The sequence below is a fragment of the Xanthobacter wiegelii genome, assembly GCF_043193855.2.
Taxonomy (GTDB): domain Bacteria; phylum Pseudomonadota; class Alphaproteobacteria; order Rhizobiales; family Xanthobacteraceae; genus Xanthobacter; species Xanthobacter flavus_A.
The window spans coordinates 1,363,096-1,382,488 of record NZ_CM195529.1 but is presented as its reverse complement, the minus strand read 5'-3'; the positions used below and the strand labels follow the sequence as shown (position 1 = coordinate 1,382,488).

Genomic DNA, 19,393 nt, shown 5'->3' with positions numbered 1-19,393 from the left:
TCTTCTGTCACCCCCGTGTCCACTGCCGCAGAGCGCATGACGGCTGGCGAAGGCAATGCACCGTCGCCCGTCCGGGACACGCAGGACCTCCTCCTCCGCGTCGAAAGCCTCGCCAAAAGCTTCACCCTGCACCTGCGCGGTGGGCTCATGCTGCCCGTTGTCTCCGCCGTCACCTTCGAGGTCCGCGTGGGGGAGTGCGTGGCGCTGGGCGGGCCGTCGGGGGCGGGGAAAAGCTCCATCCTCAAGATGGTCTACGGCAATTACCGTATCGACGCCGGCTCCGTACGCATCGCCGATGGCGACACCTTCGCCGAGGTGGCGGACGCCGAGCCGCGGCAGATGCTGGCGCTCCGGCGCGCTCGCGTCGGCTATGTCAGCCAGTTCCTGCGGGTGATCCCGCGCGTCTCCACCCTCGACGTGGTGGCGGCGCCGCTGCGCGCCGAGGGCGTGGACGAAGAGACCGCCAAGGCCCGCGCCGGCACCCTGCTCGCCCGGCTCAACCTGCCCGAGCGCCTGTGGTCGCTGCCGCCGGCGACCTTCTCCGGCGGCGAGCAGCAGCGCGTGAACGTGGCGCGCGGCTTCATCGGCTCCCAGCCGCTGCTGCTGCTGGACGAGCCCACCGCATCGCTCGACGCCGCCAACCGGCAGGTGGTCATAGACCTTATCAATGAGAAGAAGGCGGCAGGCGCCGGCCTGCTCGGCATCTTCCACGATGCCGAGACCCGCGAGGCCGTCGCCGACCGGGTGGTGGATGTCACCCGTTTCGAAGCCTGATCCCGGAGCCCCGCCAATGACCGAACAGGTTTTCGCCAACGCCCGCCTCGTCCTGGCCGATGAGATCATCTCCGGCCATATCACGGTGACGAACGGCGCCATCTCCGCCATCGGCACGGGTGCCGTGCCGGCTGGGGCGGAAGACCTGGGGGGCGACTATCTCCTGCCCGGCCTCGTGGAGCTACACACGGACCATGTGGAGGGCCATCTCGCCCCCCGCCCCAAGGTGCGCTGGAATCCCTTCGCCGCCATGCTCGCCCATGATGCGCAGGTGGCCGCCTCCGGCATCACCACCGTGTTCGATTCCCTGCGCGTCTGGCCGGACAAGAAGGCTGTGGGCATGGATGGCGATGCCCCGCTCCTCATCGCCGCGCTGGAGCAGGCCCGCGCCGCCGACGCGCTGCGCGCCGAGCATTTCATCCACCTGCGCTGCGAAATCCCCACCGACACGGTGGTGGAGGACGCCGAGGCGATCCTGAAGAAGACGCCCGTCCACCTGATCTCGCTCATGGACCACACGCCGGGCCAGCGTCAGTTTGCGACCATCGACCAGTTCCGCTCCTACTACATGAAGAAGAGCGGCATCAGCGCCGAGGAGATGGACGTGATCGTCACATCGCGGCTCGACTTCCACGCGCGCTACGCCCGCGACAACCGCGCGGGGCTGGTGGCGCTCGCCCACGCCCATGGCTGCGTGGTTGCGAGCCATGATGACGGCACGCCCGAACATGTGGCCGAGGCCATCGGCGACGGTGTGGCCATCGCCGAATTCCCCACCACCGAGGAGGCCGCGCGTCTCTCCCACGAGGCCGGCATCCGGGTGCTCATGGGCGCGCCGAACCTCGTGCGTGGCGGCTCGCACACCGGCAACGTCTCGGCGGAGGAGCTGGCGCGCGGGGGGCGGCTCGATATCCTGTCATCGGATTACGTGCCCTCGTCCTTGCTCTGGGCGGCCTTCGACCTCACCCGCCGGGTGCTCTCCATCCAATTGCCCGAGGCGGTGCGGATGATCACCAAGACCCCGGCCGAGGTGGCGGGTCTTGCCGACCGCGGCGAGATCGCCATTGGCCGACGCGCGGACCTCGTGCGGGTGGCGCTGGCCGGCGAGATGCCGGTGGTGAAGGGCGTGTGGCGGGAAGGACGGCGCGTGGCATGACGACAGATGCAGCCGGCGCGAAGGCTGGCGACAGGTTCGGCCCCGGCACCCTGCTCCTCGTGGTCGGTCCCTCCGGCGCCGGCAAGGACACCCTGATCGACATCGCCCGCGCGCGCTTTGCCGGCGACCCGCGTGTGCTGTTCGCCCGGCGCCTCGTCACCCGGCCTTCGGGCACGGGGGAAGCGCACGGCACGCTGTCGGAAGCGGAGTTCGACGCAATGCTGGCCGCCGGACGCTTTCCCCTCTCCTGGCGCGCGCACGGGCTTTCCTATGCACTCGGGCCGGAGGTGGCGGAGGTGATCGCGGAGGGTGGTGTCGTGGTGGCCAACGGCTCCCGCGCCACCCTGCCGGAAGCCCGCCGCCGCTTCGCGCGGGTGCGCGTCGTGCACGTGACGGCACCCATCCCGGTTCGCGCCGCCCGCCTGGCCATGCGCGGCCGCGAGAGCGCCGACGACATCGCCGAGCGCCTCGCCCGCGCGCCGGAGCTGGATGTCGCCCCCGACCTCACCATTGAGAACGTGGGCACGCCCGCCGAGGGCGGCGCGCGCCTCACGCACTTCATCGCCGAGGAACTGGCCGGGGTCATCTGACCTCGGCCCAAAAAGCCCGTCCGGCGCCTGAGCGTGCCCTCACCGCCGCTCGCCGGCCGGCAGATAGGGCTGGAGCGCGTGGGCGAGCTTGGACGGGGTGAGCGACTGGAGCCACACCGTGCCGGGGCCGGCGAGGCGGGCGAGGAACAGCCCGTCGCCGCCGAAAAGCATGTTCTTCACGCCCCGCACCGTGGTGATCTCGAAGGCGACGCTGTCCTCGAACATGCCCACATGCCCAGGATGGACCAAAAGGTCCTGCCCCGGCTGCAACGTGTAGCTGACGATCTCACCGCCCAGCTCGATGAAGGCCGGACCTTCGCCGGTGACGTGCTGCAGGATGAACCCGTCGCCGCCGAACACGCCGGCACCCAGCGTCTGCTGCACCCCCACACCCACGGACAGGCTCGGCGCGCCGGCGAGAAAGCCGTGGCGGTGGATGAGATAGCCGCGCCCCGGCGCCACCTGCATCTCGAAGATGCTGCCGGGAATGGTGGCAGCGAAGGCCACCAGCGCCTCGCCGCCCTCGGCGGTGAACTCGGTCATGAACAGCCCGCCGCCGCCCAGCGCGCGGCCGATGGCGCCGAAGAAGCCGGTGGAGCCGCCGGTGGCGGTCGTGGTGCGCATGGCGACGTTGGAGGTCATCCAGGAGAGCCGGTCGGTCTCGGCGAGAACCGTCTCCCCCGCCGCCAACGTGAGCGTGAGCACGGGCAGCGTCGTTCCGGAAATCTCGTGGCGCATGTTTTCCCTCCCGGTAATTCCGCACCGAGATTAGGGTGCGCGAACACGCACGCAAGCGGCCCCTCCCGGCCAAGCTCGCAACAAGCTGAGGAAAAAGCCATGCGCGCCGCCACGCTCCTGCTCCTTCCCCTCCTCGCCGCCGCCATGGCGACCCCGGTGCTGGCGCAGCAGCCGGCCTTCCTGCCCTATCTCAACGCGCCCGCCGACGGCGCGCCGATCCTCCGCCCGCCGACGCTCTCCATGTCCATCAATGGCGGACCGGCGCGCCGCGCCATCATGGACACGGGCTCGACCGGCGTTGTCGTCTCGGCAAGCGCCATCCCCGGCTTCGACCAGCTGACGCCGCTGGGGCCAGGCGAACTGACCTACACCTCCTCCGGCCGCATCATGCGAGGGGTGAACGTGATGGTGCCGGTGACCGTCACCGGCGCGGACGGCACCAGCGTGACCACCCAGCCCATTCCGGTGCTGGCGGTGACGCGCATCGACTGCCTGCGCAACGCCCGCAACTGCCGCCCCAGCGATGCGCCGCGCCGCGTCTCCATGCTCGGCATCGGCTTCGCCCGCGCCAAGGATCGCCAGCCCGGTGCCGGGCCGGCCCGCAATCCGTTCCTGAATGTGACCGGCATGGGGCAGGCGGGGACGGGCACGACCGATTTCAAGCGCGGCTATGTGGTGGCGCGCCGCGGCGTGCAGGTGGGGCTGGCCCAAGGTGACGGTGCGGCTTTCAGCAAGGTGAAGCTCGGCAGCGATGCGGCCACCGGCGACTGGCAGCCCATCCCCGCCTGCCTCTCCCTGAACGCCCGCACCCCCGTTGCCTGTGGCACGATGCTGCTCGATACCGGCGTGTCCGTCATGTACCTGACCCTGCCGCCGGCGCAGACGGACGGCCTCGCCGTGCCCGGCCTGCGCGGCGGGCGCGTGGTGGCGGACGGCGCCAGCCTCGCCATCGCGCCGGGCGAGGGCCAGCCGGCCCCAGCCTACGGCTTCACGGTAGGCGACCGCGGCAATCCGGTGACGCCGGCGCGGGTCATCCTGGTCGGGCGGGGCGACCGGCCGGCCTTCGTCAACACCACGGTGCGGGCGCTGAACGCCTTCGACTATCTGTTCGATGCGGATGCCGGCGAGGCCGGCTTCCGGGCGGTGGGGCGATAGGAAGCGAACAGAACGGGAAAACTGGAGGGCGCCTGATTCGGTCATGCCCCGTTCCCGCTGCGTGCGCGGGTGGCCCGTCGTTCGTCCCGTTCCGGGACAGGAGACGGGCGCGGCTCCCGCCTGCGGCGCCGCGGCCCGTAGTCTCTTCGCAGGCAGGCACAGGCCGCCCCATGGGTCCTCCGGTCACGCCGGAGGGCGACGGCGGTGAGGCGGAGCCATACAGAACAAATCCCGAAAATCCCGCCGCGCCTGATTCGGTCACGCCCCGTTCCCGCTGCATCCCCGGCCTGCGGGCGAACCCGTCCCGTTCCGGGACAGGTCACGGCTTCAGATAGAGCGCGAGGCGGGTGGCGGCGTGGCGCAGGTGGTCTTCGGCGGCGGCGCGGGCGGCGGCGGGGTCCTGCCGCTCGATGGCGATGAAGATGGCCACATGCTCGTCCTGCACCGCCTGGGCGAGGCCGCCGAGGCGGGCGGTGTTGGCGCGGGCGGTGCGGATGAAGTGGCGCACCCGGTGGTCGAGGAATTGGGACAGGTCGCGAAAATAGGGATTGCCGGTGGCCTCCACGATGGCGCGATGGAAGGCCATGTCCTCGTCCACCCCCGGCTCGCCACGGTCCACCGCCGCCTGCATGGCATCGAGCTGGTCGTGGATGCGGCCGAGATCGTCCTTGGTGCGGCGGACGGCAGCATGGGCGGTGGCATTGGCCTCCACCGCCATCAGCAATTCAACGATGGCGCTCATCTCCGCGCGGTCGCTGAGATCGGCGATTTCCAGCCGGAAGGATGAGGCCGCGCCGGGATCGGCGACGAAGGCGCCCGCCCCCTGCCGGCTGGTGACGAGGCCATCATGCTTCAGCCGGCCCACCGCCTCGCGGACGATGGGCCGGCTGACGCCGTAGGTCTCGGACATCTGGTGCTCGGTGGGCAGCTTCTCGCCGGGCTGGAGACGGCCGGAGGCGATCTCCTCGCGCAGGCGCTGGGCGAGCGTGTCGGCGAGCGAGGGCGCGCGGCCGAGAATATCCCGGGAGGTTTCGCGCGCTGTGTCGCGGGGTTGCGCCATGTCCGTCTTCCCTCACCTCGCCCGATGGCGGCACCGTCCGGCCGCCCGCCTCGCATGACGCGATTCAGCTCGCGATATAGAGACCACCATTCACATGAACTGTCTCGCCGGTGACGAAGCTCGCCCATGAGGAGGCGAGGAAGGCGACGACCCGCGCCACCTCCTCCGCCGTGCCGAGCCGCTTCAGCGGCGTGCCGGCGAGGAGCGCCCCGCCATTGGCGGCCATCAGCGGGCGCACCATGGGCGTGTCAATGAGGCCGGGGGAGACCGCATTCACCCGCACCTTCGGTGCCAATTCCTGCGCGAGCGTGCGCGAGAAAGTGAGCACCGCTCCCTTCGCCGCCGCATAGTCCGCATGGGTCACGCTGCCCCGGTGCCCGGCCATGGAGGCGACGTTCACGATGGACGCGCCCTCCGCGAAATGCGGGATGGCGGCGCGGCAGGTGTAGAACACCCCGTCGAGATTGACCGCGATGCCGGTGCGCCAATGGTCGTCGCTCATCTCGGCCACGCGCCGCTCGCGATAGAGGCCGGCTGAGGTGACGAGCACGTCCAGCTCGCCGAACCGCTCCGCCAGCGCCTTGAGCGCCGCATCCGCCTCCTCGGGCTTCGCCGCATCCTGCCGAAGGGGCAGGACACGGGCGCCGGTGGGATCCAGCTCCGCCGCGAAGGCGGAGACGCCGGGAAGGTCGAGATCGGTGAGCACGCAATTGGCGCCGAGGTCGAAGAACACCCGCGCGATGGCGCGGGAGATGCCGCCATTGGCGCCGGTCATCAGCAAAGTCTTGCCGGTGAAGTCGAAACCCTTGGTGTCGTTCATGGCGCGCCTCAGGTCATCAGCCAGCCGCCGGCCACATCCACCACCTGTCCGGTGACGAAGGCCGCGGCGTCCGAGGTGAGGAACACGCAGGTCGCCGCCACCTCCTCCGGCTGGCCGAGGCGGCGCAGCGGGGTGGAGAGGCGCACCGCCTCGTTGGCGGTGGAGGCGGTGCCGCGCATCATGGGCGTGTCGATGCGGCCGGGGGCGATGGCATTCACCGTGATGCCGTAGGGGCCGAGTTCGCCGGCGAGATGCTTGGTAAAGCCGATGAGAGCGGCCTTGGATGCCGCATAGTGGACGCCCACGATGTCGCAATAGGTGCGCCCCGCCACCGAGGCGATGTTGACGATGCGGCCCTTCCCCTGCGCCTTCATGCCGGGCGACAGCGCCCGCACGCAATTGAAGGCGCCGGTGAGGTTCACGTCGATGACACGGCGCCATTCTTCCGGCGGCATCTCCCAGGCTTCCGAGCGGCGGCCGTCCGCCCTGCTCTTGGGCGAGATGCCGGCATTGTTCACCAGCACCTCCACCGGCCCGAGCGCCGCTGCCGCGGCCTGCGCGGCGGCCGCGACGGCGGCATAGTCGGAGACATCGGCGGCAAGACCGATGGCGGCGGCGCCGCGCGCGATGGCGGCTTCCGCGGCCGCGTTCGCAAGGGCTGCATCATGGTCCACATAGGCGATTGCGAGCCCCGCATCGGCGAGGGCATCCGCCTGGGCGCGGCCGATGCCGCGACCGGCGCCGGTGACAAAGGCAACGCGCGCGCTCACCGCCCGGTCTCCAGCATGATCTTGCCGAGGTGCGCGCTCGATTCCATCAGCGCATGGGCTTCGCGCGCCTTCTCCAGCGGGAAGGTGGCGTGGATGAAGGGCTTCACCTTGCCCGCATCCAGCAGCGGCCACACATCGCGCATGAGGGCATCGGCGATGGCCTTCTTCAGCGCCACCGGACGGGCGCGCAGCGTGGAGCCGGTGAAGGTCAGGCGCTTCAGCATGACGGGCATGAGGTCGATGGTGACCTCGCTCGGCTGGAGGAAGGCGATCTGCACGAGGCGGCCTTCCACCGCGAGGGCCTGGAGGTTGCGCGCCACATAGGGGCCGCCCACCATGTCGAGGATTTCCTCGACGCCCCTGCCGTCGGTGAGCGCCTTCACCTCGGCGACGAAATCCGCCTCGCGATAATTGATGGCCGCGTCGGCGCCGAGCGACAGGCAGAAGTCGCACTTCTCCTGCGAGCCCGCCGTCGCGATGACCCGCGCGCCGGCATGGTGGGCGAGCTGGATGGCGGTGGAGCCGATGCCGCTCGATCCGCCATGGATGAGAATGGTCTCGCCCGCCTTCAGCCCGCCGCGGGTGAAGACGTTGTCGTAGACGGTGTAATAGTTCTCCGGCAGTCCGGCGGCTTCCAGCAGGGATAGCGGCTTCGGAATCGGCAGGCAGAGCGGCGCCTCGGCGATGCAATATTCCGCATAGCCGCCGGAGATCACCAGAGCGCAGATCTCGTCGCCGATCTTCGGCGCGGTGACGCCCTCACCCAGCGCGACCACGCGGCCGGCGATCTCGAGGCCCGGCACGTCGGTGGCGCCGGGAGGCGGGGGATAATTGCCGGCGCGCTGGAGACAGTCCGGTCGGTTCACACCCGCCGCCACCACTTCCACCAGCACCTGACCGGGACCGGGACGCGGCACGTCCGCCGTCTCGACCGTCACCACCTCGGGACCGCCCGCGCCCGCAAAGCGGACCTGGCGCATCGTCGTCGCAATCTCTGCCACCGGCTTCCTCCCTTGCGCCTTCTGCGAGGCTGTCCGGCACCGATCGGCGGCGGCCTATGCGGCCGCGCCGGGCTCCGGCGGCGCCCTCATGACGGCGCGTTCTGGTGGGTCCGGAAAATACATAGATCATACTTGTCAGGCAACTTGGTTATCTGCATTATCCGCCTCGCCAGACGGGATGGCCAGCGCGCCATTTCGACCGAAGGGCACGGAAAACCGTGTCCGGACAATGACTTGAATCGCCCGATCCCGATGGGGGCCGGCGGAGGGAGGAAACCATGAAGATGTTTGCGCGGGCGGCGTTCGCCGCCGCATTGCTTGCTGCCGCGCCGCTGGCCGCCACCGTTCCCGCCGCGGCGCAGGGCACCCTCAAGTTCGGTGCCCTCTATCCCTTCTCCGGCACCCTCGCGCTGCTCGGCGACGAGAGCTTCCGCGGCTTCGAGCTGGCGGTGGAGGAGCGCAACGCGGCTGGCGGCATCAACGGCCAGAAGATCGAGTTCATCAAGGGCGACGCGGTCGATCCCAACCAGGCGGTCGGCGAGGCGCGGCGCCTCACTTCCGTGGACAAGGTCTCGGCCATCTTCGGCACCTATTCCTCGTCTTTGTCGCTCGCGGCGACGCAGGTGACGGAACTCGCCAACATCCCCTATTTCGAGCTGGGCGCGATCTCCGATCCCATCACCGAGCGCGGCTTCAAATACGTCTTCCGCACCAATCCCACGGCGCGTGACTTCGCCAACCGCATGGTCGATGCCGTCATCGAGGCCATCGCCCCGGCTCTCAACACCAAGCCCGGCGACCTGAAGATCGGCATCATCCACGAGGACAGCCTCTACGGGCAGACCGTCTCCGGCTATCAGAAGACCCGCGCCAAGGAGAAGGGCCTCAACGTGGTCGAGGTGCTGCCCTATTCGGCCAAGTCGGTTGACCTCACCCCGGTCATCCTGCGCCTGAAGTCCGCGGGCGCCGACGTGGTGCTCCAGACCTCCTACCAGAACGACACGGTGCTGTTCTTCCGCCAGATGAAGGACCAGGGCTACAAGCCCAAGGCGGTGATGGGCGCCGGCGGCGGCTATTCCACCCGCGACACCATGCAGGCGGTGGGCGCGGAGAACATGGAAGGCGCCCTGGACGTGGACTTCACCCAGTACAACACCAACCCCAAGGCGGCGCCCGGCATCACCGAGTTCTCGGCGAAGTACAAGGCGAAGTACGGCATCGATCCGCGCTCCGGCCACTCGCTCGCCAACTACATGGGCGCCCGGGTGTTCTTCGACGCCATCGCCAGCGCCAAGACCACGGACGCCGACAAGGTGCGCGCGGCGGTGATGAAGGTGGACATCCCGGTGGGCCAGACCGCGACCGGCTGGGGCGCCAAGTTCTCCGAGCAGGGCCAGAACACCCGCGCCGTGCCCTTCCTGATGCAGTGGCAGGGCGGCAACCTCGTCACCGTGTTCCCGACGGACGCCGCGGTCGCCAAGATGAAGACCGGCATCGGCACCAACTGAGGCGGGGCCTCCCGCGTTCTTCCAAGCACCGTCATGCCCCGGCTTGTCCGGGGCATCCACTCCCGCGCTGTCCCGGTGCATGGACCTGAAGGTCAGCCCGGTCGCGCGGTGGATCCCCCGGACAAGCCGGGGGATGACAACACGGATGGATCGCGCCGCCCGGACCGGTTCGCCCCCCGTTGAGGATGGAGCGGCGCCGACCACCCTCAGCCTCTCCGAAAAGGAAGGTGCGCCAGCTGCGCACCCGCCCGCCCCCACCTGCGCACTGGAGCCAAGCGCGATGGACGTTCTTATCCAGCTGGTGCTCAACGGCATACTGCTCGGCAGCATGTATGCCATCATCAGCGTCGGCCTCACCCTGATCTTCGGCATCGTGCGAGTGGTGAACTTCGCCCATGGCGAGTTCCTGATGGTGGGCATGTACGCGGCCTATCTCCTCGCCGCGAAGTTCGGCCTGCATCCCTATGCGGCAGCGGTCCCCATCGTGATCCTGCTGTTCGCCATCGGCGCGGCGGTGCAGCGCTTTCTCATCCAGCCGCTGCTGGGCGCCGAGGAGCATATCCAGATCTTCGCCACCGTCGGTCTCTCGACGGCGCTGGTGAACCTCGCGCTGCTCGTGTTCGGCGCGGACCTTTATTCCATCCCCCCGTCCGCCGCGCAGGGCACGCTCATGGTGGGCGGCTTCTCCCTGGTGAAGGGGCAGATCGTCATGTTCGTGTGCGCCCTGGCGCTGGTCGCGGGCCTGCACCTCTTCATGCAGTCCACCGCCCTCGGCCGCGCCATCCGCGCCACCGCGCAGAACCGCAATGCGGCGCTGCTCATGGGCGTGAAGGTGGACCAGATCTACGTCATCGCCTTCGGCATCGGCGCCGCCTGCGTCGGCCTCGCCTCGGCGCTGGTGATGCCGCTCTATCCGGTGACGCCGACGATCGGCACCTATTTCGTGCTCACCGCCTTCGTGGTGGTGGTGCTGGGCGGCATGCGCTCCATGTACGGCGCGTTCTTCGGCGCCATGATCATCGGCCTCGTGGACAGCCTCTCCGGTTACTACATCGCGCCAGACCTGAAGGAAGTCGTCTACTTCGCGATCTTCCTCGCCATCCTCATCTTCAAGCCCACCGGCCTGTTCGGCCTCGGCCGCGGCACGGAGTGATCCGATGAGCCTTCAAGACTCCTCGCACGCCCCCGCCACCGCCCCGGTGTCGTCGGGCCGCCCCTCGCTTCTCGCGCGGATCACCGACCCCAGGGTCTATTGCAGCCTCGCGGCGCTCTCCCTGCTGGTCATCATCCCGGCCTGGTCGGGCTCGACCTTCATGGTGCACGTCTTCGTCACCATCTGCGTGTTCGGGGCGCTGGCCACCGCCTGGAACATCCTGGGCGGCTATGCCGGCCAGCTCTCGCTGGGCCACACGGTGTTCTACGGCATCGGCGGCTACACGGCGGCACTGCTGCTGCAGCATTTCGGCCTCTCGCCGTGGATCGGGATGATCGCCGGCGCGGCGCTGGCGGCGCTGGTCTCCATCGGCATCGGCTATCCCTGCTTCCGGCTGCGCGGTCCTTTCTTCTCGCTCGCCACCATCGCCTTCCTGGAGGTGGTGCGGCTGCTGGCTATCCACTTCCACGATGTCACCGGCGGCTCGGCCGGCCTCGTGGTGCCGCTGCAGATCGGCTGGCCGTGGATGATCTTCCGCGAGAAGATCAACTATCTCTACATCGCCTTCGGCCTGCTGCTGCTTTCGCTGGCCGTCTCCTACGCCATCCGCAACTCGCGGCTCGGCTATGCGCTCACCGCCGTGCGGGAGCGCGACAGCGCGGCCCAGGCGGCGGGCATCAACATCAACGGCGTGAAGCTCTGGGCCATCGCCGCGTCGGCAGCCCTCACCGCCTGCGTCGGCACCTTCCACGCCATGTACATGACGTTCCTGGAGCCGGCGACGCTGTTCTCCCTCGCCACGGCCATCGAGATCGCCATGTTCGCCCTCATCGGCGGGCTCGGGACGGTGGCGGGGCCGCTGCTCGGGACCGTGCTGGTGGTGCCGCTGGCGGAACTCGCCCGCGGCTGGCTCGGGGCCTCGGCCAACGGCCTGCACGGCTTCGTCTACGGTACCGTGCTGGTCATCATCACGCTCACTTTGCCCGGCGGCCTCGTCGGCACCTTCGGCCCCTTCGTCACCCGCCTCATCGACAAGCTGCCCGGCGGCGGACGGACGCGGCCGGAGACGATCGCGCCCCCCGCCAAGGTCATCGGCGGCACAGCGGGCGAGCCAGTGCTGAAGGCGACGGGCCTCGTGAAGCGCTTCGGCGGGCTGGTGGCCACAGACAATGTGTCCCTCACCCTGAAGCGTGGCGAGATCCTCGGCGTCATCGGCCCCAACGGCGCCGGCAAGACCACCGTCTTCGCCCAGCTCTCCGGCTTCCTCGCGCCCAATGCCGGCACGGTGGAACTGCTCGGACAGGACGGCAAATGGCACCAGCCGAAGACGCCCGACGCCTTCGCCCGCCTCGGCATCGGCCGCACGTTCCAGATCGTCCAGCCGTTCGGCAAGCTGAGCGTGCTGGAGAACATCATGATCGGCGCCTTCCTGCGCCACCGCTCGGTGGACGACGCCCGCGCCGTGGCGCTGCGTGTCGCCCGCACCGTCGGCCTCTATGACGTGAAGGACGTGGAGGCCGGCACCCTGCCCATCGGCGGACTGAAGCGGCTGGAGGTGGCGCGCACGCTCGCCACCGAGCCGACCATCCTGCTACTGGACGAGGTGATGGCCGGCCAGAGCCAGTCGGACACGCAGAAGATGGTGGAGCTGGTGCGCGCCATCCGCGACAGCGGCGTGAGCGTGATCGCCATCGAGCACAACATGCAGGCCATCATGAGCCTGTCGGACCGCATCGTCGTGATCGACAGCGGCAAGGTGATCGCCGAAGGCGCGCCCGACGCGGTGGTGCGCGAGCGCCGGGTGATCGAGGCCTATCTCGGGGAGGATTTCGTCCATGCTCAAGGTCTCTGACGTGACCGCCGGCTACGGCCGGACCGTCATCCTCCAGGGCCTCTCGCTGAACGTGGGGCGGGGCGAGGTCGTCACCATCATCGGCTCCAACGGCGCCGGCAAGACGACACTGCTGCGCACCATTTCCGGCCTGGTGAAGCCGAGCGCCGGCACCATCGAGTTCGACGGCAAGCGCATCGACCGCATGAGCCCGGACGAGATCGTCGGCTCCGGCCTCATCATGGTGCCTGAGGCGCGCCAGCTCTTCCCGGTGATGACCGTGCGCGACAACGTGCTGATGGGCGGCTACCACCCGAGCGTCCGCGAAGGGATGATGGAGCGCTTCGAGGAGGTGCTGGACATCTTCCCCCGCGTCCGCGAGCGCCTCACCCAGCTCGCCGGCTCCCTCTCCGGCGGCGAGCAGCAGATGGTGGCCATCGCCCGCGGGCTGATGGCGAAGCCGAAGCTGCTGATGCTGGACGAGCCGTCGCTGGGCCTGGCGCCCATCATCGTCGGGCAGATGTTCGATGTCATCGACCGCATCTGCAAGAGCGGCACCACGGTTCTTCTCGTGGAGCAAAAGGCGTTCCACGCCCTGAAGATCGCCGACCGCGCCTATGTGATCGAGAACGGCGCCATCGCCATCGAGAACACCGGCGCGGGCCTGCTCGCCGACCCGCACATCAAGACCGCCTATCTCGGCATCTGAGACCGGACCAAAGCCCATGACCGCCCCGAACCCGCGCGAGATTTCCGGCCTCACCAAGGTCTATGGCATCCTCGCGGACCCCATCCATCACGTGAAGACGCCCCAGATGCTCAACGCCCTCATGGCGCGCGAGGGCCGCGACGGCGTGATGGTGCCCTTCCACGTCTCCTCGGATGACCTGCCGCGCCTGGTGGACGGCCTGAAGGCCATGAAGAGCCTCGGCGGCTTTGTGGTGACGGTGCCGCACAAGACCGCCATCGTGGACCTTCTGGACGAGGTGTCCGACAGTGCCCGCCGCATCGGCGCCTGCAACGTGGTGCGCCGGGACGAGGACGGGCGGCTGATCGGCGACATGCTGGACGGCAAGGGCTTCGTCGGCGGGCTCATCGCCGCCGGCATCGATCCCAAGGGCCGCAGCGTCTATCTCGCGGGAGCGGGCGGCGCGGCCAATGCCATTGCCTTCGCCTTCGTGGAGGCGAGCGTCGCGCGCCTCACCATCGCCAACCGCACCCGCGCCAAGGCGGAAGACCTCGCCGCGCGCCTCGCCGACGCCTTCCCCGGCGCGCCGGTGGCCATCGGCACCGCCGACCCTGAAGGCCACGACATCGTCGCCAACGCCACCTCGCTGGGGCTGAAAGCGGGCGATGCCCTGCCCTTCGATGCCTCCAAGCTCACCAGCGACCAGATCGTCGCCGAAGTCATCATGCAGCCGGAGGAAACCGCCATCCTCGCCGCCGCCAGGGCGAAGGGGTGCCGCACCCATCCGGGCAAGCCCATGCTCGTCTGCCAGCTGGACCTGATGGCGGACTTCCTCGGCATGCGCGCACTTCCGGGAGCGGCCGCGTGACCGGCGCCCTCACCGGCCGCTGCGCGCTCATCACCGGCGGCGCCTCCGGCCTCGGCCTCGCCGTGGCGCGGGCCTTCCGGGCGGAGGGCGCCGCCCTCGTGCTGCTCGACCTCGATCCCGCCGCCGCCGCCATCGCGGAGGAACTGGGCGAGACCCTCGCCATCACCGGCTCTGTGACGCGCAAGGCGGACATCGTCGCCGCCTTCGATGCTGCCGAGGCGCGGTTCGGGCCGGTGGACATCTGCCTCGCCAACGCCGGCGTCTCGCAGAACGCCCCCACCCTTGAGGTGAGCGAGGACGAGTGGGCGCGCGTCATCTCCATCAACCTCACCGGCGTGTTCCTCACCGCGCAGGAGGCCGGCCGGCGCATGATCGCGCAGGGCGGCGGCTCGCTGCTGCTCATGGCCTCCATGTACGGCATCGTCGCCGCGCCGGAGCGCATCGGCTACTGCGCCTCCAAGGCCGGCGTTGCTATGATGGCCAAGGCCCTCTCCTGCGAATGGGCCGGCCAAGGCGTGCGGGTGAATGCCCTCGCCCCCGGCTACGTGCGCACCCCCTTCCTCGACGACCTCGCCCGGCGCGGCCGCCTCGACCTCGACAAGCTCAAGGCCCGCACCCCCATGGGCCGGCTGATCGAGACCGGGGAGGTGGCGCGCATGGCCGTCTTCCTGGCGTCCGACCAGGCGAGCGCGGTGACCGGCCAGGTCATGGCCGTGGACGGCGGCTGGACCGCCTACGGCTACCTGTGAACCCCGCCTGCGGCAGGTGCCGCAGGCTTGGACACGAAACGTTTTAATGACGGTCCCGACGCCACTCCGAGCGCAGGAGGACGCCGCGGCACGGAGATCCAAGAGATGCCCGAGACCATTGCCCTTCACCCCGCCGCGCCTTGGGTCGAACTCAAGACCAATGAGGCCGATTGGGCCGCCGCCGACCCGGCTTTGCTCAAGGAGCTTCTGGCGCAGATGGCGCTCATTCGCGCCTTCGAGGAGAAGGTGCTGGAGCTGGCCGGCGAGGGCCTCGTGCACGGTCCCGCCCATTCCTCCATCGGCCAGGAGGGCGGCGCGGCGGGCTCCATCGTGGGCCTGCGCCCCACCGATCAGGTCAACGGCTCCCATCGCGGCCATCACCAATTCCTCGCCAAAGCCCTCGCCTATGTCGCGCCCGGGCTCGACCCCACCGCGCCGCTGAGCGACGATACCCACGCGCTGCTCCACCGCTCGCTCGCCGAAATCCTCGGCCTCGAGCCCGGCTTCGGCCACGGGCGCGGCGGCTCCATGCATCTGCGCTGGGGCGAGGCGGGGGCCATCGGCACCAATGCCATCGTGGGCGGCGGCGTGCCGCTGGCAGCGGGCGCGGCCTTCGCTCACAAGCGCGCCGGCACGGGGGATGTGGCCATCTCCTATTTCGGCGACGGGGCGGTGAACATCGGCGCGGTGCTGGAGACCATGAACCTTGCCGCCGCGTGGGACCTGCCGCTGCTCTTTTTCATCGAGAACAACGGCTATGCGGTGGCCACCACCGTGGAGGAGGCGACCCGCGAGACGCGCCTCTCGGGCCGCGGCACCGGCTTCGGCATCCCCTCCTTCAAGGTGGACGGCATGGACCCGCTGGCGGTCCATCTCGCCACGCAGGAAGCGCTGAAGATCATGCGCGCCGGACAGGGCCCGGCGGTGATCGAGGCGGACGTCTACCGCTATTTCCACCAGAACGGCGCCCTGCCCGGCTCCGCCTTCGGCTATCGCACGAAGGAGGAGGAGGCCCAATGGCGCGCCCGCGATCCCATCAAGCGCACGGGGGCGGCGCTGGTGGCGCGGGGCGTGCTCACGCAGGATGATCTCGACGCCCTCACCGAGCGGGCCGAGGCGGCCATGGCGGATGCAGCCGCCAAGCTCGTGGAGACGGTGGGCAACAAGCGCCGGGTGATGCCCGGCATGTGGCCGGACGTGTCCTTCGTGGACGAAGGCATTCGCGGCGATCTCTCGGAACTTTCGGGCAGGCGCGGCGAGGAGGAGGCGACCTATCGCGGCGGCCTGGCCGAGCGCAAGTTCGTGGACGCCATCGCCGACGTGCTGCACCGCCGCTTCGAGACGGACGAGCGCTTCGTCATCATGGGCGAGGACATCCACAAGCTGAAGGGCGGCACCAATGGCGCCACGCGCGGCCTCGCCGCCGCCTTCCCGGACCGCTGCCTCGGCACACCCATCTCCGAAGGCGCCTTCGCAGGGCTCGCCGGCGGCATCGCCATGGATGGGCGCTACCGGCCCATCATCGAGTTCATGTATCCCGACTTCATGTGGGTCGCCGCTGACCCGGTCTTCAACCAGATCGGCAAGGCGCGGCACATGTTCGGGGCGGACGTGCCGGTGCCGCTGGTGCTGCGCACCAAGATCGCCATGGGCACGGGCTACGGCTCCCAGCATTCGCTGGACCCGGCGGGCGTGTTCGCCACCTCCCCCGGCTGGCGCATCGTCGCGCCCTCCACCCCGTTCGATTACATCGGCCTGATGAATGCGGCGCTGGCCTGCGAGGACCCGGTGCTCGTCATCGAGCATGTGGACCTCTACCAGACCTCCGGCGCCATTCCGGACGGCGACCTCGACTACATCATCCCCTTCGGCAAGGCGAAGGTGGTGCGGCCGGGGCGCGAACTCACCATCCTCACCTATTCCGCCATGGTCCATCGCAGCCGCGAGGCGGTGGAGGAACTGGGGCTCGACGCCGAGATCATCGACCTGCGCTCGCTCGACCGCGCCGGGCTCGACTGGGACACCATCGGCGAGAGCATCCGCAAGACCAACAACGTGCTGATCGTCGAGCAGGGCTCCCTCTCCACCTCCTACGGCGGCTTCCTCGCCGACGAGATCCAGCGCCGCTACCTCGACTGGCTGGACCAGCCGGTGCAGCGCGTGACCGGCAAGATCGCCTCGCCCACCATCTCCAAGGTGCTGGAGCGCGCCGCCTTCGCCGGCAAGGAGGAGGTCATCGCGGGCCTCGCCGTCACCATGGCCGCGAAAGGCACGCCGCTGCCGGGAATGCCCAGCGCCGCCCTCTAGTCCCATTCGGATCGAAGACGATGGACAGTTTCGATTACATCGTGGTGGGCGGCGGCACGGCAGGGTGCATCCTCGCCGCCCGGCTCTCGGAAGACCCGCGCCGGCGCGTGCTGCTGCTGGAGGCGGGCGGCACGGACAAGGGCTTCTGGGTGCCCATCCCGGCCGGCTTCTCCAAGCTCCTGTCGGGCAGCGCATTCAACTGGCGCTTCAACACCGAGCCCGAGCCCAACACCTACGACCGCCCCATCGTCGTGCCGCGCGGCAAAGGCCTCGGCGGCTCGACGCTCATCAACGGCATGATCTTCGTGCGCGGGCAGAAGCAGGATTTCGACGGCTGGGCCCAGCGCGGCGCCACCGGCTGGGGCTATGACGACGTCCTGCCCTATTTCAAGAAGTTCGAGCGCTTCGACGAGGCCGACGCGGATCCGACCGTGCGCGGCACGGACGGCCCCATCAGCATCGTGCGGGTGGCGGAGCGGCCGGTGCTGTCCGAGGCCTTCCTCTCGGCGGCCGAAGAGGCGGGCTTTCCCCGCAATCCCGACTACAACGGGAAGGATCAGGAAGGCTTCGGCTATTATCAGGTGAACCAGCGCGGTGGCCGGCGCTGGACCGTGGTGGACGGCTATCTGCGCCCTGCCCTCTCCCGCCCCAACCTCAAGGTCGTCACCCACGCGCAGGCACTGCGCCTCGTGCTCGACGGTCGGCGGGTGACGGGGGTGGTGTTCCGGCGGGACGGGCGGGAGGAGACCGCCACCGCCTCGGGCGAGGTCCTGCTCACCGCCGGTGCGGTGCAGTCACCCCATCTGATGGAACTCTCCGGCATCGGCCATCCGGACGTGCTGAAGGCGGCGGGCATCCCCGTGGTCCACGCGCTGCCCGGCGTCGGGAACAATTATCAGGACCATTTCGCCACCCGCATGAACTGGCGGGTGAAGGAGCCCATCACCCTCAACGAGCAGACGCGCGGCGTCGCCCTCGCCAAGGCGGTGGCGCAGTATTTCCTCACCCGCAAGGGCATCCTCACGCTGGGCACCGGCCTCGCCCATGGTTTCGTGAAGACGCGGCCGGGGCTCGCCGGGCCGGACGTGCAGTATTTCTTCATGCACGCGAGCTACGCCAACGCCGCCGACCGCACGCTGGACCATCTGCCGGGCATGACCATCGGCGTCACCCAGCTGCGGCCCCACTCGGTGGGCTCGATCCATGCGAAGAGCGCGGACCCGCTGACGCCGCCGGCCATCCGACCCAATTTCCTCGCCATGGAGGAAGACCGCGCCTGCCTTGCCGCCGGCATGAAGATCGCTCGGCAGATCGTCGGGCAGAAGGCCATGGACCCCTACCGCGCCTTCGAGATGAACCCCGGGCCGGACTGCCGGAGCGACGACGACTTCGTGGAGTTCGCCCGCCGCACGGGGCAGACCATCTATCACCCGGTGGGCACCTGCAGCATGGGCACCGGGCCGCAGGCGGTGGTGGACCCGCACCTGCGCGTCATCGGCCTTTCCGGCCTGCGCGTGGTGGACGCCTCGGTGATGCCGACGCTGGTTTCCGCCAACACGGCGGCGGCGGTGATGATGATCGCGGAGAAGGCGGCGGACCTGATCAGGGCGGACGGCAGGGGCTGAGGCGCCCCAGCGGAGCGGCATTGCCGCACGCCATTTGGGCGGGACACTCGCAACCCATCCACGTTGTCATCGCCCGGCTCGTCCGGGGGATCCACACCGGGGCCATTCCGCCGTCTGCAGTCCGGGCACACCCTTACGGCCGATGGGTGGATTGCCCGCACAAGGCGGGCAATGACGGACGGGAGACCTGCGCAGGAATGACCGGCAAGCTTTTGCCGCCGGGGTTTCCCTCTGCTTCGGTCAACAAACGCCAAAAGCCGGCGCGGGGGATTTCCCCGGCCGGCGCCGAACGCCCTGTCCGCGATCCCGAAGGATCAGCGGCGGCGGAAATTCTGCTGGCGGCGGGCGCCGGGCGGCGGGGCGTTGCCCTCGGCCTTGTGGCGGAAGTTGATCCGGCCGCGATCGAGATCGTAGGGGGACATCTCCACCACCACGCGGTCGCCCTCGATGGTGCGGATGCGGTTCTTCTTCATCTTGCCGGCCGCATAGGCCAGAATCTGGTGGTCGTTGTCGAGACGCACCCGGAAATTGCCGTCCGGGAGCACTTCCGTCACAGTCCCCTCGAACTCCAGCAGTTCTTCCTTCGCCATATAGTCGTCT

18 protein-coding genes are annotated in these 19,393 nt (G+C 69.4%); 12 read left to right on the top strand and 6 right to left on the bottom strand.

Annotated elements, in window-relative coordinates:
• The first annotated feature begins 36 nt into the window (after window positions 1-36).
• The 3 genes from phnL to phnN are packed head-to-tail and all read left to right on the top strand — an operon-like array spanning window position 37 to window position 2,520.
• Window positions 37-774, top strand: coding sequence for a phosphonate C-P lyase system protein PhnL (phnL, locus tag V5F63_RS06345; RefSeq protein ID WP_394102581.1), 738 nt, complete (start codon window positions 37-39; stop codon window positions 772-774).
• A gap of 16 nt (window positions 775-790) precedes the next feature.
• Window positions 791-1,930: an alpha-D-ribose 1-methylphosphonate 5-triphosphate diphosphatase gene (locus V5F63_RS06340; protein ID WP_394102568.1), complete on the top strand. Its 1,140-nt coding sequence runs from the start codon at window positions 791-793 to the stop codon at window positions 1,928-1,930.
• Window positions 1,927-2,520 (top strand): phosphonate metabolism protein/1,5-bisphosphokinase (PRPP-forming) PhnN, encoded by a 594-nt coding sequence (gene phnN / locus V5F63_RS06335; protein ID WP_394028994.1) that lies wholly within the window; start codon window positions 1,927-1,929, stop codon window positions 2,518-2,520. The genes V5F63_RS06340 and phnN overlap by 4 nt, the downstream gene beginning before the upstream one ends.
• 39 nt (window positions 2,521-2,559) lie before the next feature.
• Here phnN and V5F63_RS06330 read toward each other — a convergent pair whose 3' ends face one another.
• Window positions 2,560-3,258: a TIGR00266 family protein gene (locus tag V5F63_RS06330; RefSeq protein WP_394102567.1), complete on the bottom strand. Its 699-nt coding sequence runs from the start codon at window positions 3,256-3,258 to the stop codon at window positions 2,560-2,562.
• Window positions 3,259-3,357: 99 nt separating this feature from the next.
• Here V5F63_RS06330 and V5F63_RS06325 point away from each other — a divergent pair, with 99 nt between their 5' ends.
• Complete coding sequence (locus tag V5F63_RS06325; protein ID WP_394102566.1) at window positions 3,358-4,413, top strand: hypothetical protein; 1,056 nt, start codon at window positions 3,358-3,360, stop codon at window positions 4,411-4,413.
• A gap of 319 nt (window positions 4,414-4,732) precedes the next feature.
• Here V5F63_RS06325 and V5F63_RS06320 read toward each other — a convergent pair whose 3' ends face one another.
• The 4 genes from V5F63_RS06320 to V5F63_RS06305 all read right to left on the bottom strand — a co-directional run bounded on the left by V5F63_RS06320 (window position 4,733) and on the right by V5F63_RS06305 (window position 8,043).
• Complete coding sequence (locus tag V5F63_RS06320) at window positions 4,733-5,473, bottom strand: FadR/GntR family transcriptional regulator (RefSeq protein ID WP_394028992.1); 741 nt, start codon at window positions 5,471-5,473, stop codon at window positions 4,733-4,735.
• Between the two features lie 64 nt (window positions 5,474-5,537).
• Window positions 5,538-6,293 (bottom strand): SDR family NAD(P)-dependent oxidoreductase, encoded by a 756-nt coding sequence (locus V5F63_RS06315; protein ID WP_394102565.1) that lies wholly within the window; start codon window positions 6,291-6,293, stop codon window positions 5,538-5,540.
• 8 nt (window positions 6,294-6,301) lie between these two features.
• On the bottom strand, window positions 6,302-7,063 hold the full coding sequence (locus tag V5F63_RS06310) for an SDR family oxidoreductase (RefSeq protein WP_394102564.1): 762 nt from the start codon (window positions 7,061-7,063) through the stop codon (window positions 6,302-6,304).
• Window positions 7,060-8,043: an NAD(P)H-quinone oxidoreductase gene (locus V5F63_RS06305; RefSeq protein WP_394102580.1), complete on the bottom strand. Its 984-nt coding sequence runs from the start codon at window positions 8,041-8,043 to the stop codon at window positions 7,060-7,062. Before V5F63_RS06305 ends, V5F63_RS06310 begins: the two co-directional genes overlap by 4 nt.
• A gap of 299 nt (window positions 8,044-8,342) precedes the next feature.
• Between V5F63_RS06305 and V5F63_RS06300 the strand changes: the two genes are divergently transcribed.
• The 8 genes from V5F63_RS06300 to V5F63_RS06265 all read left to right on the top strand — a co-directional run bounded on the left by V5F63_RS06300 (window position 8,343) and on the right by V5F63_RS06265 (window position 18,793).
• Window positions 8,343-9,572, top strand: coding sequence for an ABC transporter substrate-binding protein (locus V5F63_RS06300; RefSeq protein ID WP_394102563.1), 1,230 nt, complete (start codon window positions 8,343-8,345; stop codon window positions 9,570-9,572).
• Between the two features lie 280 nt (window positions 9,573-9,852).
• A complete protein-coding gene (locus V5F63_RS06295; RefSeq protein ID WP_209488135.1) occupies window positions 9,853-10,725 on the top strand; it encodes a branched-chain amino acid ABC transporter permease in 873 nt (290 codons plus the stop codon).
• Between the two features lie 4 nt (window positions 10,726-10,729).
• Window positions 10,730-12,577 (top strand): branched-chain amino acid ABC transporter ATP-binding protein/permease, encoded by a 1,848-nt coding sequence (locus tag V5F63_RS06290; protein WP_245327420.1) that lies wholly within the window; start codon window positions 10,730-10,732, stop codon window positions 12,575-12,577.
• Window positions 12,561-13,265, top strand: a complete 705-nt coding sequence (locus V5F63_RS06285) for an ABC transporter ATP-binding protein (protein WP_209488134.1) — start codon at window positions 12,561-12,563, stop codon at window positions 13,263-13,265. Before V5F63_RS06290 ends, V5F63_RS06285 begins: the two co-directional genes overlap by 17 nt.
• Before the next feature lie 16 nt (window positions 13,266-13,281).
• Window positions 13,282-14,112: a shikimate dehydrogenase family protein gene (locus tag V5F63_RS06280; protein ID WP_394102562.1), complete on the top strand. Its 831-nt coding sequence runs from the start codon at window positions 13,282-13,284 to the stop codon at window positions 14,110-14,112.
• Window positions 14,109-14,861, top strand: coding sequence for an SDR family NAD(P)-dependent oxidoreductase (locus V5F63_RS06275; protein WP_394102561.1), 753 nt, complete (start codon window positions 14,109-14,111; stop codon window positions 14,859-14,861). The genes V5F63_RS06280 and V5F63_RS06275 overlap by 4 nt, the downstream gene beginning before the upstream one ends.
• 105 nt (window positions 14,862-14,966) lie before the next feature.
• Window positions 14,967-17,168 carry an alpha-ketoacid dehydrogenase subunit alpha/beta gene (locus tag V5F63_RS06270; protein WP_394102560.1) on the top strand — a complete coding sequence of 734 codons (2,202 nt, stop codon included), beginning with the start codon at window positions 14,967-14,969 and terminating at the stop codon, window positions 17,166-17,168.
• 20 nt (window positions 17,169-17,188) lie between these two features.
• Entirely contained in the window at window positions 17,189-18,793 is a 1,605-nt protein-coding gene (locus V5F63_RS06265; RefSeq protein ID WP_394102559.1) for a GMC family oxidoreductase, read from the top strand.
• 314 nt (window positions 18,794-19,107) lie between these two features.
• On the opposite strand, the gene infA is transcribed toward V5F63_RS06265, so the two are convergent.
• Entirely contained in the window at window positions 19,108-19,383 is a 276-nt protein-coding gene (infA, locus tag V5F63_RS06260; RefSeq protein ID WP_012115181.1) for a translation initiation factor IF-1, read from the bottom strand.
• Window positions 19,384-19,393 lie beyond the last annotated feature (10 nt).

Excerpts from the sequence above, each read along its gene's own strand:
- phnL (WP_394102581.1), top strand. The coding sequence starts at position 37 with ATGACGGCTGGCGAAGGCAATGCACCGTCGCCCGTCCGGGACACGCAG.
- V5F63_RS06340 (WP_394102568.1), top strand. The coding sequence starts at position 791 with ATGACCGAACAGGTTTTCGCCAACGCCCGCCTCGTCCTGGCCGATGAG.
- phnN (WP_394028994.1), top strand. The coding sequence starts at position 1,927 with ATGACGACAGATGCAGCCGGCGCGAAGGCTGGCGACAGGTTCGGCCCC.
- V5F63_RS06330 (WP_394102567.1), bottom strand. The coding sequence starts at position 3,258 with ATGCGCCACGAGATTTCCGGAACGACGCTGCCCGTGCTCACGCTCACG.
- V5F63_RS06325 (WP_394102566.1), top strand. The coding sequence starts at position 3,358 with ATGCGCGCCGCCACGCTCCTGCTCCTTCCCCTCCTCGCCGCCGCCATG.
- V5F63_RS06320 (WP_394028992.1), bottom strand. The coding sequence starts at position 5,473 with ATGGCGCAACCCCGCGACACAGCGCGCGAAACCTCCCGGGATATTCTC.
- V5F63_RS06315 (WP_394102565.1), bottom strand. The coding sequence starts at position 6,293 with ATGAACGACACCAAGGGTTTCGACTTCACCGGCAAGACTTTGCTGATG.
- V5F63_RS06305 (WP_394102580.1), bottom strand. The coding sequence starts at position 8,043 with ATGCGCCAGGTCCGCTTTGCGGGCGCGGGCGGTCCCGAGGTGGTGACG.
- V5F63_RS06300 (WP_394102563.1), top strand. The coding sequence starts at position 8,343 with ATGAAGATGTTTGCGCGGGCGGCGTTCGCCGCCGCATTGCTTGCTGCC.
- V5F63_RS06295 (WP_209488135.1), top strand. The coding sequence starts at position 9,853 with ATGGACGTTCTTATCCAGCTGGTGCTCAACGGCATACTGCTCGGCAGC.
- V5F63_RS06290 (WP_245327420.1), top strand. The coding sequence starts at position 10,730 with ATGAGCCTTCAAGACTCCTCGCACGCCCCCGCCACCGCCCCGGTGTCG.
- V5F63_RS06285 (WP_209488134.1), top strand. The coding sequence starts at position 12,561 with ATGCTCAAGGTCTCTGACGTGACCGCCGGCTACGGCCGGACCGTCATC.
- V5F63_RS06280 (WP_394102562.1), top strand. The coding sequence starts at position 13,282 with ATGACCGCCCCGAACCCGCGCGAGATTTCCGGCCTCACCAAGGTCTAT.
- V5F63_RS06270 (WP_394102560.1), top strand. The coding sequence starts at position 14,967 with ATGCCCGAGACCATTGCCCTTCACCCCGCCGCGCCTTGGGTCGAACTC.
- V5F63_RS06265 (WP_394102559.1), top strand. The coding sequence starts at position 17,189 with ATGGACAGTTTCGATTACATCGTGGTGGGCGGCGGCACGGCAGGGTGC.
- infA (WP_012115181.1), bottom strand. The coding sequence starts at position 19,383 with ATGGCGAAGGAAGAACTGCTGGAGTTCGAGGGGACTGTGACGGAAGTG.